We start from the raw sequence: 14,987 nt of genomic DNA on the forward strand, positions 1-14,987 counted from the left end.
CCTAGGAAAAAGAAAGCCAAATCATTCAAGTGTGACTTCATTCCGTATTCAAATGAAATAGAAAAGATGTAAGACCACTATCCTCAAAAGATATTGGTCTTTTTGCTATGAAGGAAATCTGAATGCAAAAACAAGCCAATCCCATATCTATGCATGGAACAAGCTTGTTCGTGTCATTGAAGGAAGCGGATTCGGTTTGTGTTGCATTTACTCTCTAGTTGATTTGGAGCTCCCTTGTGAAAAGGGAAGGCTCTGTATGGTTCGAGATTATCCCAATACAACTGTATGAATAGATTCAGTATCCGAGGAAACGGAGGCCACTTTGACTGCCTTATCCTCAAGCAGAGCATAAGTTTTCTGGGCGATCATTAGCTCCTCATTCGTCGGAATGACGAGGACGCTCACGCTTGAGGACTTGGTAGAGATCGTACGTTCCCCGTTATCCGATGCTTCATTAAGCTGCTCATCTACGGCTACCCCGAGGTATGTCAACCGCTTCATTATTTGATGGCGCAAAGACGAAGAGTTTTCTCCGACACCACCGGTAAAAACGATCACATCGAGGCCGTTCATGGCGGCGGCGTACGCTCCGATATATTTGCGGATACGATATTCATACATCTCCAGTGCCAAAATCGCGCTGGCCTGTCCCTGCAAGGCGGCTTCCTGTATCTCGCGCACATCGGAGCTGATGCCCGATACGCCAAGCAGGCCGCTATGCTTGTTCAGCATCGAGCTGATTTCGTGAAGCGTCAGCTCTTCTTTCGTCATGAGATAAGGGAGAATAGCCGGGTCAAGATCTCCCGAACGGGTTCCCATCATAAGCCCCTCCAATGGCGTCATTCCCATGCTCGTATCGATGGAGCGTCCAGCTTCGATGGCGGTGCAGCTGACTCCGTTGCCGATATGGCAGGTTACCATGTTCAGCAGAGAGATCGGCTTGCCAAGCAGAAGTGCAGCACGGCGGCTCACATATTCATGAGAGGTGCCGTGGAAACCGTACCGACGGATGCCGTATTTACGGTGAAGCACCCGGGGAATAGGGTACAAATACGCCTTTGGAGGAAGGGTCTGATGAAAAGCCGTATCAAACACAGCCACCTGTGGTACATCGGGTAGATGCTCTTCCACTGCGCTAATGCCTACCATATGCGCTGGATTATGGAGTGGGGCGACGTCATACAGCCTTTTAATTTCCCGCTTGACCCCGGCGTTAATAACCACCTCGCTCGTGAATACTTCACCACCATGTACAACGCGATGACCTACGCCATGGATATCCGATACACTGCGGATGACTCCGGTGACTGGATCCGTCAGCAGGCGAAGCATGAGACTGATCGCTTCCGAGTGAGTCAAAATTTCCTTTGCGAGGGTCAGCTCATGTCCTGATCCATCCTGCTGGGAGATCAACGCGCTTTCGGAGCCAATCCGTTCTACCTTACCCTTGGCGATCAGCTGCTCGTGCTTCATATCGAACATTTGATATTTTAAAGAGGAACTGCCGGAATTAATGACTAGAATGTTCATACTCTTTCCCCTCCGTCGGTATATTGGAAAAAACCTCTTCCCGTTTTGACTCCGAGTCTGCCGGAGCGTACGGTTTTTTTGAGCAATGTATTAGGACGGTACTTCACGTCCCCGAATTCCAGAAACAAGGCTTCCATCGAAGCCAACACAGAATCGAGGCCGAATCGGTCGGCCATCTCTAACGGGCCGTAATGGAAGTCGTAGCCAAGCTTCATGGCTTTATCGATATCTTCGGCAGAAGCTACGCCCTCCAGCAAAGTATGAATCGCCTCGTTAATCATAACGCAAATAAGTCGGGTGGTAATAAAGCCAGGAGATTCATAAACCTGTACGCTCTCTTTATCCAGCACCTGCTCGGCAAATCGCTTCATTCGGGAGAATGTATCCTCCGATGTGTTCATTCCTCGCACCAGCTCTACCATAGGAATTTGGCCGGCCGGATGCAGGAAATGCATGCCGATGGTTCTATGTGGGTAGATGAGGCTGCTAGCTAGCGACGTCAGACTGAGCGTAGCCGTATTGGTCGCTATAATCGCTTCCGGGGGAAGCAAGTGGTCGAGCTCGATGAACAGCTTCTGTTTCGTTTCGAAATGCTCTGTGATCGACTCGATCACCAGCTGGCTTTCCGATAAAGCCTCTATATCGGTAACTTGATGCAGCTTGGATAAAATCAGTTTTTTTTCCTGCACAGTAAGCGCCCACCGTTCCAACTGCCGGTCCAGATGAGTCTCGATTGCAATGACGGAATGCCTCAGCAGCTCCGGCGTTTTGTCGTATAGAAATACTTCGAGTCCTTTGGAGGCCAGCATAACGGCAATTCCCTGTCCCATTGTTCCGGTGCCAACCACCGCGATTTTCTTAGGTTCCATATCTCTCACTCCTTCCGTCCCCATTGTAAGCATGACGGATAGAATCCTACTGTGATGCTTTTCACATGGAGCCGAATTCGGGCTGGAGTTTGGCTTTATATTAGGATGAAAATAAAAACTTGAAAAGAATGGAGGGAGTGTGATTTTCGGCACATCCATTTGGTCTGAGGTTTGGTAAATTATAGCCATGGGGAACACCAAAGAGGGCTCGAATCAAAGAAGGTTCACAACGTGAATGTTTAATCCCCTAAATGATTGACCATACAAAATAGGGAAAGGAGAATCGTCATGAAAAGAAGCTCCGGCGGCTACCATCGATCTCCCGCAGGGAAGCGAGATTTTTTTAAAACCATTTGTGAAAATAATCACTAACCAATTCTTCAACTTTTTTCTATATTAAACCATAGGAGAGGATTAACATGCTGAAATGGATTAGAGAGAACGTTTATGCGGCTGGTATATTCTTTATTCTAAGGGTGTACCTCGGATGGCAATGGGTGACGGCAGGTTGGCATAAGCTAACCGGAGGGTTTGACGCTACCGGGTTTATAAAGGGGGCCGTCACGAAGCCGATTGTCGATAAGGCGACCAATGAGCTGGTTTATCCGACTTTCACTGCATTTTTGGAACATTTTGCACTGCCGCATGCAGCATGGTTCAACGTCATCATACCAATTGGTGAATGCTTGGTAGGTCTTGGTTTGATCCTCGGCGCTCTGACGACGACGGCTGCATTCTTCGGTATGCTGATGAACTTCATGTTTTTGCTCGCAGGCACAGTAAGCACGAACCCTTGGCTGATCTTGTTGGGCGGCCTAGTGTTCATCGCTGAAACCAATGCTGGACGCTTCGGAGTTGACTATTATCTGATGCCTCTGCTCCGCAAAGCGATTCAAAAGCTGAAACACGGCGGGTACAACGGGCCTACCACCACAGGTGGCAAGCCTAAAGCATTGCATGTGTAATCCATCTCGAATTCTAAAAGTCGCAATGGCAAATGGAAATGGGATGACGGCAGCAAGAATCCGGACTCCATGTCCGGATCCTTCTTTGCAAAGAGAGTGTTAGTAAAATCATAAAGGGAAGCGATAATAGGAGGTCATGACCATGAACATGAAAATGTCTTATGAGACGCACGTCGATTTGGGTACTGCACACGAAACGGAGCTGTCTGAGGCACTGGACCGGTTGAAGCTTGAGCATGACGATTTATTGCGGGGATTGAACGAGCTGTATGGTCAGGCGAGGTTGGTTGAACGGGAGGACGACCTCACACAGGCGCTTCTCTTTTTGCTCCAGCTGCGGGTTAAAGTCGTTGCCTTCTCAGTGGAGCTGGAGCGACATTCAGAATGGGAGGAGCACGAGTTGTACCCGTTCTTGAACGATTACTTTCACCGCAAGCACTCTCCATCCATCGTTCCTTCGCTGTGGATGCTGGAGAAAGATCATGAGCTGGTGACAGATAACTTGAATTCCTTCTTGAAAGCCGTTCATGTGATCGAGAACAATTCCGGAGCTATGATGCCGAGCCAGGCGGCTGCTTATCTGATTCATGCTTGCCGTATTCTTCAAGAGCATTTGCGCAAGGAGGAACAGATTGTGTTCCCTATGACGGAGCAGATTTTAAAGGATATGGATTATTTCTTTTCTTAATTCAAGGTGTTCCGAGACAAGAGCGAACCTACTAGCATCAATCCTTGTGTAATTGATCACATTCTAAACGTGGAATGAATCCACTTAAAAATGGAGGCGGAACTATGGCAGTTAGAGAAAAACAAGCAGCACCCGGAAGCGCGGTATCTGCGCAAGAAGAAGTGAACGGACTTGTCCAAAAAGCCAAGAAAGCGTTGCAAGCTATGCTGCAGATGAATCAGGAGCAGGTGGACGCCGTGGTGCAGCAGATGGCGCTGGCCGGTCTGGATAAGCATATGTCTCTCGCCAAGCAAGCCGTCGAGGAAACAGGCCGAGGAGTCTACGAGGATAAGATTACGAAAAATCTGTTCGCCACTGAGTATATTTACCACAGCATCAAATACGATAAAACCGTCGGCGTCATCGAAGACAATCCTTACGAGCATTACCAGAAGGTTGCCGAGCCCGTGGGCATTATCGCCGGCGTAACGCCAGTGACAAATCCGACGTCCACCACGATGTTCAAGGCGCTTATCGCTATGAAAACACGCAACCCGATTATCTTTGCGTTCCACCCATCCGCACGGCGCAGCAGTGAAGCCGCAGCTCGGACCTTGATGGAAGCGGCCGTTAGGGCAGGCGCTCCTGAAGGCTGCTTCCAGTGGGTGGAGCATCCATCTTTGGAGGCAACTAATCTTCTGATGAATCACCCCGATGTCTCGTTGGTGCTGGCTACAGGTGGAGCTTCGATGGTTAAATCCGCATACAGCACAGGGAAACCAGCGCTTGGCGTTGGACCAGGCAACGTGCCCTGCTTCATCGAGAAAACGGCGAATTTAAAGCAGGCCGTGACCGACTTGATTTTATCCAAAACCTTCGATAACGGCATGATCTGCGCTTCTGAGCAAGCTGTCATTATCGAAGAGGCTATCTACGCACAGACGAAGCAGTTAATGAGCGACATGGGCTGCTATTTTTTAAACAAGGAAGAGACCGAAGCTGTCTCGAAGCTGGTTATAAATCCGGAGAAATGCGCGGTCAATGCTATCATCGTCGGTCAATCCGCCGTAAAAATCTCTGAGATGGCAGGCATCACAGTCCCTGCGGATACAAAGGTTCTGGTCGCCGAGCTTGCTGGTGTCGGTGACGCCTACCCGCTGTCTGCCGAGAAGCTGAGCCCGGTGCTTGCCTGCTACAAGGTAAAGCATGCATCCCAAGGCATCGTGCGGGCAGCAGAAGTGATCGCCTACGGCGGTATGGGGCACTCTTCGGTCATTCATTCCAATGACGAGCGGGTGATTGCAGAGTTCTCAGCAGCGCTGCAAACCGGCCGCATCATCGTCAATGCTCCTTCGACGCATGGCGCAATCGGCGATATTTACAATACAAACTTACCGTCTCTCACGCTCGGCTGCGGTTCTTACGGTCACAATTCGACGACGGCCAACGTCACTGCAGTGAATCTGCTCAACATCAAGCGGGTAGCCTACCGCACCGTTAACATGCAGTGGTTCAAAATACCACCGAAGGTCTATTTCGAGAAAGGCGCGACGCAATATTTGGAGAAAATGCCGGATATCTCCCGTATCCTCATCGTTACCGATCCAATGATGGTGAAGCTTGGCTACGTCGAGCGCGTCGAATATTATTTGCGCAAACGGAAAACGCCGGTCTCCATTGAAGTGTTCTCTGATGTGGAGCCCGATCCGTCCGTAGACACGGTAGAGCGCGGAACAAAGCTGATGGCCAGCTTCCAGCCGGATTGTGTCATTGCCCTTGGCGGCGGTTCGCCTATGGATGCGGCCAAAGCGATGTGGCTGTTCTATGAATACCCAGATACGAACTTTCAATCGCTGAAGCAAAAGTTTCTTGACATACGCAAGCGAGTGTACAAATATCCGCGACTCGGCCGCAAGGCCAAATTCGTGGCGATTCCGACGACCTCAGGTACAGGATCTGAAGTGACCTCTTTTGCCGTCATTACTGATAAGCGGGAAGGTCATACCAAATACCCATTGGCCGATTACGAATTGACGCCGGACGTGGCGATAATCGATCCGGACTATGTATACAGCCTGCCGAAAACCGCAGTAGCTGATACAGGGATGGATGTGCTAACCCATGCGATCGAAGCTTATGTATCCGTCATGGCCAATGATTACACCGACGGATTGGCAATCAAAGCGATTCAACTGGTGTTCCAATACCTGGAGTCTTCCTTTGCAACGGCGGCCCCGCTGGCGAGGGAGAAGATTCATAATGCTTCTACGATTGCGGGCATGGCTTTCGCTAATGCATTCTTGGGCATTAACCACAGCTTGGCTCATAAATGGGGCGGTGAGTTCCATACCGCGCACGGGCGGACGAATGCGATTCTGATGCCGCATGTCATTCGCTACAACGCGCAGAAACCGACGAAATACGCCTCGTTTCCAAAGTACGGCCATTTTGTCGCTGATCAGCGGTACGCCGAAATCGCCCGCATCCTGGGGCTGCCGGCACGTACGACCGAGGAGGGCGTGAACAGCTTGATCGATGCGATCCGTAAGTTGAACCAGGCGCTTGGCATTCCCGCTTCGTTCTCGGAGCTTGGGATCAGTCCTCATGCTTTCGAAGCCAAAGTCGACGAGCTCGCAGACCGTGCCTTCGAGGACCAATGTACGACAGCGAACCCACGGATGCCACTTGTAAAGGATTTGGCGGAGATGTACCGCAAGGCGTACTACGGCAAATTTGAATAACTGGTTTGTGATTCTATTACTCTATTAAATCTATTATCTCATCCTACGAGTTGATCTAAATTGGAGGTGCCTGTCATGGCGATGAAGGAAGTGGATTTACAGCAGCAGCAATCTTGGGAAGCGTATTATGAAGGATTTCGTTCCGGCAAATGGCGCACGCATATCGATGTCAAGGATTTTATCGACCACAACTTATCTCCATATACCGGAGACGAAGCATTCCTGGCCGGACCGACGGAGGCGACGGTCTCGCTTTGGCAGCGAATCCGTGAGCTTATGAAGCAGGAGACGGCAAACGGAGGTGTGCTGGACGTTGACGTTAACACGATATCGACCATTACCTCTCATGCGCCGGGCTTCATTGATAAGGAGAAGGAGCAGATCGTCGGACTGCAGACAGACGCGCCCCTCAAGCGCTCGGTGCAGCCGTTCGGTGGAATCCGAATGGTGATCGATGCTTGTGAGGCTTACGGCTTTGAACTACCGGAAGATATCATCAGGGTATTCACTAATATTCGAAAGACGCATAACCAAGGCGTATTCGATGCGTATACGACAGAGATGCGTACGGCGCGGAAGGCGGGCATTATTACCGGTCTTCCGGACGCTTACGGACGTGGCCGGATCATCGGCGATTACCGCCGCGTCGCCCTGTATGGCGTAGACCGACTGATCGTAGCGAAGAAGCAGGAGCTGCTGCAGCTCGAAGTGGATGCTATGAGCGAGGAAGTCATCCGTGACCGGGAAGAGCTGTCCGAGCAAATAGCGTCGTTGCGTGAATTGAAGCAGATGGCCGCCTCCTACGGCTGCGATATTTCCCGCCCGGCCGTGTCGGCAAAAGAGGCTGTGCAATGGCTCTACTTCGCATACCTCGGAGCAATCAAGGAGCAGAACGGGGCGGCAATGAGCCTCGGACGTGTGTCCAGCTTCCTCGATATTTATATCGAGCGTGATCTGGAGGAGGGAAGACTAACGGAAGAAGCGGCTCAGGAGCTGATGGATCATTTTGTCATGAAGCTCAGGCTCGTGAAGTTTCTTCGTACCCCTGACTATAACGAGCTATTCAGCGGTGATCCGACCTGGGTGACGGAGTCCATCGGCGGTATGGCTATGGATGGAACGACCCGTGTTACGCGCAATTCGTTCCGCCTCCTGCATACGTTGTATAACCTAGGGCCAGCCCCGGAGCCGAACTTGACGGTACTTTGGTCACCAAGGCTGCCGGAGGCGTTCAAGGCTTACTGCGCTAAAGTGTCCATCGAGACAAGCTCGATTCAATACGAGAATGACGATCTCATGCTCTCTCAGTTCGGTGACGATTACGGCATCGCCTGCTGCGTATCCGCCATGCGCATCGGGAAACAGATGCAGTTCTTCGGCGCCCGCGCTAATCTGGCCAAAGCGCTGCTTTATGCGATCAACGGTGGTGTGGATGAGAAGCTTGGTATCCAGGTAGGGCCGACTTTAGCGCCAATTCTAAGCGAGACGCTTACCTATGCCGAGGTTATGTCTAAATACGACATCATGCTCGACTGGCTGGCCAAGCTCTATATGAACACGCTGAACGTGATTCACTATATGCATGATAAATATAGCTATGAGCGGCTCGAGATGGCGCTTCACGATAAAGACATTTTACGCACGATGGCATGCGGCATCGCTGGTTTGTCCGTCGTCACCGACAGCTTAAGCGCCTTGAAATACACAAAGGTTCGGCCGATTCGTAACGAACAGGGAATTGCTGTCGATTTCGAGATCGAGGGCGACTATCCGCAGTATGGCAACAACGACGAGCGGGTCGACCGTATTGCCGTGGAGCTGACAGAAGCGTTCTTGTCCAAGCTGCGCAAGCATAAGACGTATCGCAATGCGCTAACGACGATGTCCGTACTGACCATTACCTCGAACGTCGTTTACGGGAAAAAGACAGGCAGCACGCCAGACGGCCGCAAGGCCGGAGAACCGTTCGCGCCCGGAGCCAATCCGATGCATGGCCGCGACCGCAAAGGCGCCTTGGCATCGCTTGCTTCAGTTGCCAAAATTCCTTATGAGAGCTGCCTTGACGGCATCTCAAATACGTTCTCGATTATTCCGAAGGCGCTCGGTAAAGAGGAGCAGGCCAGGGTGAACAATCTTGTCAGTGTGCTGGACGGCTACTCCGCGACCGGTGGGCATCATCTGAACGTCAATGTGTTCGACCGCGAGCATTTGCTTGATGCGATGGAGCATCCGGAAAATTATCCGCAGCTGACGATCCGCGTATCCGGTTATGCGGTGAACTTCATCAAGCTAACCCGCGAGCAGCAACTGGACGTCATTCATCGTACTTTCCACGGATCAATATAAAAGCACTTGAGAAAAGGAGCACATCCGTATGACCGGCATCCTTCACACAAATCTTAATCACAGCGGTAAAGTCCATAACCCTACTGGGCGTATTCACTCCATTGAAACGTTCGGAACGGTCGATGGTCCGGGCATACGCTTCGTGTTGTTCATGCAAGGCTGCGCTCTGCAGTGCCAATACTGCCACAATCCGGATACGTGGGATCCCGGCAAGGGACGAACCGTCTCCGTGGAGGATATCCTGTCCGAGATGGAGCCATATCTTGAATATTATAGGCGCTCCGGGGGCGGTATTACCGTCACCGGAGGGGAGCCGACCTTGCAGTCATCGTTCGTGACGGACTTATTTACCGAGATCAAACGGCGCTGGAGACTGCATACCGCCCTCGATTCTTCCGGCTTTTGCGATCCTGAGCATGTTCAAGAGCTTATGTCCGTCACAGATTTGGTGCTGTTGGATTTGAAACATATCGATCCTGTGCAGCACACAGCGCTGACGAGCCAATCCAACGAGCGAATGCTGCACTTCGCCGAGATTTTATCCGATCAGGACAAACCGGTCTGGATACGTCATGTGCTCGTTCCTGGACTGACGGATGGTTACGAGGATCTTATGAGGCTGGGGGCCTTCATAGGGAATCTGACCAACGTCAAGAAGCTCGAGCTGCTGCCCTATCACCGTATGGGCGTGTACAAATGGCAGCAGCTGAACAAACCGTATCCGCTGAAAAGTGTAGCAGAGCCGACCGAGCGGGAGATGGAGCGGGCAAGGCAGCTGATCAGGCTGGGGATGGACCAATCTGTAGATCCGACGTAAATCATCACTTATCAACACAATTCGTACAGCACCCCGGGCTGCAACTGGATACCATGAATGGGCCGTTGCAGCCTTTTTTTGTTCTAACATACGTCGGGATTATAGCCTTAACACAGCAGTCCTCTCTAAATCAGAGAGGGCTTCTTGATTTTTATCGTCTTTATGTTCGATTGAATTATTTTCAACTAAAGGCATATTATCCCTTTATTGAATCAAATTGAAGGAGAAGGCTCCAAAGACGAATTGGCACATAAGATTGTTTTGCAACAGCGGCAAATATTCGAAGCTTAGATAAAATATCAGCTTGCATGGGTAAAAGAGAGTATGAGTTGAATTGTTACTACTTAAGCAGATTTGGTGATTTTCAAAATGATTATCGTTGCTCTGATACACCAATCAGCCGGGTTCCAGCTACACTTTGCGCTGGTGGAATCTACTAAGTATGACATTTGAGGAGGAATGAGTTTATGCGAACCTTAAAAGCAGGCGTTATAGGCACTGGGTTTATCGGACCAGCTCATATTGAAGCAATCCGGAGGCTCGGTTTTGTAGAGGTGGTCGGTTTGGCAGCCTCCGATCAGGCTAAAGCCGAGAAGCGAGCAGCGGAGCTCGGTATTCCACACGCTTACAGCGATTATCGGGAAATGCTGCTCAATCCGGAGATTCAAGTCGTGCATAATTGCACTCCAAATAATCTTCATTATCAGATTAATAAGGATATTATTTTATCCGGCAAGCATGTACTGTCTGAGAAGCCATTGGCCGTTTCAACCGAGGAAACTGGAGAATTGCTGCGATTAGCGGAGGAAAGCGGCATCGTGCATGGAGTTAACTTCAACTACAGGCAGTTCCCTGTGCTGAATCAGCTGGCTTCGATGGTGGAGCAGGAGGAGTTGGGCCGAATACATCTTATTCATGGAAGCTATTTACAGGATTGGCTGCTGTACGATACTGATTTCAACTGGAGGATGTCTCCCGAAACAGGCGGTAAATCAAGGGCTGTCGCAGATATTGGCTCTCACTGGTGCGACACGGCTCAGCATATCACAGGAAAGAGGATAGATGAGGTTTTCGCTGATTTGACCACAGTGATACCCATTAGGAAAAAGCCTGTCAGTCATGCTGACACGTTTGAGAGTAACCAACCTGAGGAAACCGAGTACGAAGAAGTTCCGATCCGTACGGAGGATTGTGCGTCCGTGCTGCTTCGATTTGATGACGGGACGAAGGGAGCTTTTACCGTATCCCAGGTCAGCGCGGGCCGCAAGAACCGTTTGAGCATTGAGCTCAGCGGCAGCTGCAAGTCCGCTTCGTGGAATCAGGAGGAGCCCGAGAAGCTGTGGATCGGATATCGGGATAAAGCCAACGAGGTTCTTTTGGCGGACCCGACATTGTTCTCATCAGATGCCCAGTCATCAATTCATCATCCAGGAGGGCATAATGAAGGCTGGCCGGATGCGCTCAAAAATATGATGCTTAATTTTTATACGTATATCCGGGAAGGGAAGAACCCCTTAAAGGATGAGCCTCAATTTGCCACGTTTAGAGAAGGGCATTTATCGATGTGTATTACGGAGGCAATACTTAAGAGTCATGAAACTGGGCGCTGGGTAAAGGTTATCGTGTAAGGTGGAGGGGCGCGTAGCGTTAAACCTACACCACTAGAAGCCATCTAGCAGGAGGAAGACACAAGCCTATCTCCGCTTCATTCAAGTCGTAGTCTAGGGATTAATGCTATAGCTGTTGACGGTATTTACCATATAGGTAGCAATAGTTGTAATGTGTATTGAACTGGAAATTTATATCAATTGAACCCCCACAACATGATATAATATGTGAAATTCAAATTTATGCAGAGTTTGTTTTTAAAAAAATGTAACGAGCACGGAACATCAGTTGAAGAAGAGGTGAGGTTTATGGTTCAATCTGATTCCTCTATCACAAGTATTATAAAAGAATTTCTAGAGCAGGACTTATCAACCCGTTCTAATGTGGAAACCATTGTCCTTTGCGGTTCATATGCAACAGGAAAGGCTGGCGATCATAGCGACGTAGATCTTTGCTACATAGGAGCCTTTGCAAATTTTCGGCGAGAAAGCTTATTTTATAATGGACGGGAATCTCAGCTTATGATTGCACCTTGGTCATGGTATGAACATGTAGTAAATGAATATGAACGAAAGGGCACTAATATTGCCACCATTACTGTTATGCTTTCAACTGGCCAGTGTATAAAAGGAGATAATGAAAAGTGGCGGAATCTACAATCTATAGCAATTGATTCTTATCATAATGGACCTACCCCGCTTTCCGCTGATGAAATTCGAAAGATTCGAGTAAGGATAACTGATTTATGGGAGGATTTTTGCGATAAAAGGGATCATCTGGAACGTATATGGCTTTCAATTGAAATCCTTCAAAAGTGTGTTGAAGCTCAATTTACAATTCAAAAATGGTGGGCTGTAAAAACGAAGTATGTACTCGAAGAGTTAAGAACATGTGATGCCTTAATGGCAAATTTAGTCGAAAGATGTCTCAAGTCACCTGGATCAGGTCCAGAATTGGAAATCATTTGTACTTATGTTCTCGAGCCTATAGGTGGATGGATGAAAGAATCATGGAAGGAATAGATTCACCTTATCGGGCAAGAAAGAAATGACTCCATAGATTTAAATATTAGATTTATGACCAATGGTAATGTTAACCCAATAGCATCGGGATATGGGGAATGAAATTATTAAAGGAGTGAGAACGTGAATATACGTAAAGCCTATCTTGATGACGTACCACAATTAATCAGCATGCGTTGGCAATTTACTTTAGAACATGAAGATGTGCAATCTCATGTTTATGAGGAATTTAAAGAAATATATGGAGAGTTTCTCAAATCAGCATTAAATGACCCCCGATGGACTATTTGGCTATCTGAGAGAGATGGTGAAATACGGTCTCAAGTATTTATTCAACAAGTGGATGTTGTTCCACGACCGGGTAAAAAATTGTCTCCTTTAGGATATGTTACGAATGTTTATACCCTTCCAGAACATCGAAATAAAGGAATTTGCGGAGAGATTCTTGATAAGGCCAAATTGAATGCAAAAGAAGAAAATCTAGAGCTGCTTATTGTTTGGCCAAGCAATGAAAGCGTTAACTTTTATCGAAGACATGGCTTCACACAAAATAGCGAAAATATGGTAGCGGTTTTAAATGACTATTAAAATAATATAAAGCTATACTAATGGAAAATTGAGGGATTCATTTTTTTTAGATTATCATGATAAATGGGGCATGTGGTTTTGGAAAAACAAAAATAGAAGATGATAAAACGGTAATTTTCAAGATATAGAGAAGGTCACTGATTGGAGCGACATTCTGTGGTGTAGCGCTGATTTTGCGCTGAATGGATGGCTATGATAAACTTATTCCATTATTTTAATTGAACGATGGTTTGGGACATTGGCTATTACTCTTACAAAATTTAGAGAACAATATACTAAGGAGCGGTAGATATGGCACGCGTCTTATTTATTAATGCTGGATCAGAAGGACATATCAATCCAACAATTGGAGTGGTACAAGAGCTTATCTCGCGTGGGGAAGAGGTAGTGTACTTTACAATAGAAGCTTTTCGAGAGCGTATGGAGAAGACGGGAGCAACTGTACGAACAATTGATGGTCAAAAATTTATAGAAGCATTTATCTCCGGTGGAAGAAATTATTTACTCGAAAGAGTCAACGGTCTTCTACATACGGCAGATATCGTCATTCCTAGCGTTCTTGAACAGATCAAAGGAGAGCATTTTGATTACATCATCCACGATTCCATGTTTGGTTGTGGACGTTTATTGGCCCAAATCCTTAAGCTTCCGGCAATAAATTCTTGTACTTCTTTTGCTCAGAGAAAAGCATCATTCGATAAAATGTTAGAGCAGCTTTACAATCAAATTCCTACAGAGATAGTTAAACCAATACAAGATGAATTTCAAAGGCTGACGAAAATGGTGAAAGAAAAATATGGTGTGGAGATTCAATCTCCTTATGATGTTTTTTGTAATCCTGCTCCTCTTACAATTGTTTATACAACTAGGGAGTTTCAACCATCTGGGGAAGCATTCGACCCATCCTACAAATTTGTAGGTCCTTCCATCTCTTCACGATTAACGCAGGAAAACTTCGACCTTACTGCAATCAAGGGAAAAAGCCCCATTTACATTTCACTGGGTACTGTCTTTAACCACTCGATTGATTTCTATAAGCTTTGTTTGAAAGCATTTGAGAACACTGATCATGCCGTTGTCATGTCTATTGGGAATAAAGCTCAAATTTCTGATTTGGGTGAAATCCCCAAAAACTTCATTGTAAAAAGTTATGTTCCTCAAACTGATGTACTAAAATATGCTAAATTATTTATTACACATGGAGGAATGAACAGTACCCATGAAGGTCTCTATTACGGGGTTCCGCTCATTGTCATCCCACAAAGCGCGGATCAGCCAATGATTGCAAAACGAGTTGCTAATATCGGAGTGGGCATTGAATTACAAATGAGAAGCTTGACTGCAAATCAACTACGTGAAACCGCAGATCATGTGTTAAGCCACCCATCTTTCGATAAAGCTGTTGCAAATATTAGGGAATCCTTTCAACGATCAGGCGGGTATCAACGAGCTGTTGATGAGATTTTCGATTTAAAAAGTCAATATCATATATAAAAATAAATATTTATTAGCAGCCATAGTACTGGGGACAAGGAGACCTTGGTCCAATTGTGGTGTAGCCCTATTTTTGCACTGCATGGATGACTAATGGGAAATGATAGCTCAATATACAACTAAGACGCGGCTGCCGGCATGTAACGGCAGCCGCGTTGTGCTAACGAGCAGATACTAGCGTAGGGAATTATTTGTGTTTTTTGGATTATGAAGAATCCAGTTATTGCAATCCAGTTATTGCAACCCAGTTATTGCAACCCAGTTATTTTGAAAATCACTGATACGTTTTATGAATTTATAGAAATGTTAAAATAACCTGATTGAACTACCGGAGAACGCT

Annotated in this window: 11 protein-coding genes; 9 read left to right on the forward strand and 2 right to left on the reverse strand. The window is 47.6% G+C overall.

All coding sequences use genetic code 11. The features are described from left to right. Window positions 1-267: 267 nt before the first annotated feature. Entirely contained in the window at window positions 268-1,530 is a 1,263-nt protein-coding gene (locus QMA13_RS16715; RefSeq protein ID WP_282942727.1) for an acetate/propionate family kinase, read from the reverse strand. Further along, window positions 1,527-2,399: a 3-hydroxyacyl-CoA dehydrogenase family protein gene (locus QMA13_RS16720; protein ID WP_282942729.1), complete on the reverse strand. Its 873-nt coding sequence runs from the start codon at window positions 2,397-2,399 to the stop codon at window positions 1,527-1,529. Before QMA13_RS16720 ends, QMA13_RS16715 begins: the two co-directional genes overlap by 4 nt. A gap of 419 nt (window positions 2,400-2,818) precedes the next feature. Here QMA13_RS16720 and QMA13_RS16725 point away from each other — a divergent pair, with 419 nt between their 5' ends. The 9 genes from QMA13_RS16725 (at window position 2,819) to QMA13_RS16765 (ending at window position 14,647) form a co-directional block, all read left to right on the forward strand. Continuing rightward, window positions 2,819-3,364, forward strand: a complete 546-nt coding sequence (locus tag QMA13_RS16725; RefSeq protein ID WP_282942731.1) for a DoxX family membrane protein — start codon at window positions 2,819-2,821, stop codon at window positions 3,362-3,364. 142 nt (window positions 3,365-3,506) lie between these two features. After that, window positions 3,507-4,052, forward strand: a complete 546-nt coding sequence (locus QMA13_RS16730) for a hemerythrin domain-containing protein (protein ID WP_282942733.1) — start codon at window positions 3,507-3,509, stop codon at window positions 4,050-4,052. A gap of 104 nt (window positions 4,053-4,156) precedes the next feature. Next, complete coding sequence (adhE, locus tag QMA13_RS16735; protein WP_282942734.1) at window positions 4,157-6,772, forward strand: bifunctional acetaldehyde-CoA/alcohol dehydrogenase; 2,616 nt, start codon at window positions 4,157-4,159, stop codon at window positions 6,770-6,772. Between the two features lie 75 nt (window positions 6,773-6,847). Next, on the forward strand, window positions 6,848-9,118 hold the full coding sequence (gene pflB / locus QMA13_RS16740) for a formate C-acetyltransferase (RefSeq protein ID WP_282942736.1): 2,271 nt from the start codon (window positions 6,848-6,850) through the stop codon (window positions 9,116-9,118). A gap of 28 nt (window positions 9,119-9,146) precedes the next feature. Beyond that, on the forward strand, window positions 9,147-9,935 hold the full coding sequence (gene pflA / locus QMA13_RS16745; RefSeq protein WP_282942738.1) for a pyruvate formate-lyase-activating protein: 789 nt from the start codon (window positions 9,147-9,149) through the stop codon (window positions 9,933-9,935). A 467-nt stretch (window positions 9,936-10,402) separates the two neighbouring features. After that, window positions 10,403-11,563 (forward strand): Gfo/Idh/MocA family protein, encoded by a 1,161-nt coding sequence (locus QMA13_RS16750; RefSeq protein WP_282942740.1) that lies wholly within the window; start codon window positions 10,403-10,405, stop codon window positions 11,561-11,563. Window positions 11,564-11,851: 288 nt separating this feature from the next. After that, complete coding sequence (locus QMA13_RS16755) at window positions 11,852-12,565, forward strand: nucleotidyltransferase domain-containing protein (protein ID WP_282942742.1); 714 nt, start codon at window positions 11,852-11,854, stop codon at window positions 12,563-12,565. 123 nt (window positions 12,566-12,688) lie between these two features. After that, window positions 12,689-13,153, forward strand: coding sequence for a GNAT family N-acetyltransferase (locus QMA13_RS16760; protein ID WP_282942743.1), 465 nt, complete (start codon window positions 12,689-12,691; stop codon window positions 13,151-13,153). A 291-nt stretch (window positions 13,154-13,444) separates the two neighbouring features. Beyond that, entirely contained in the window at window positions 13,445-14,647 is a 1,203-nt protein-coding gene (locus tag QMA13_RS16765) for a macrolide family glycosyltransferase (protein ID WP_282942744.1), read from the forward strand. Window positions 14,648-14,987 lie beyond the last annotated feature (340 nt).

This window comes from Paenibacillus sp. RC67 (genome assembly GCF_030020805.1).
GTDB lineage: Bacteria > Bacillota > Bacilli > Paenibacillales > NBRC-103111 > Paenibacillus_S.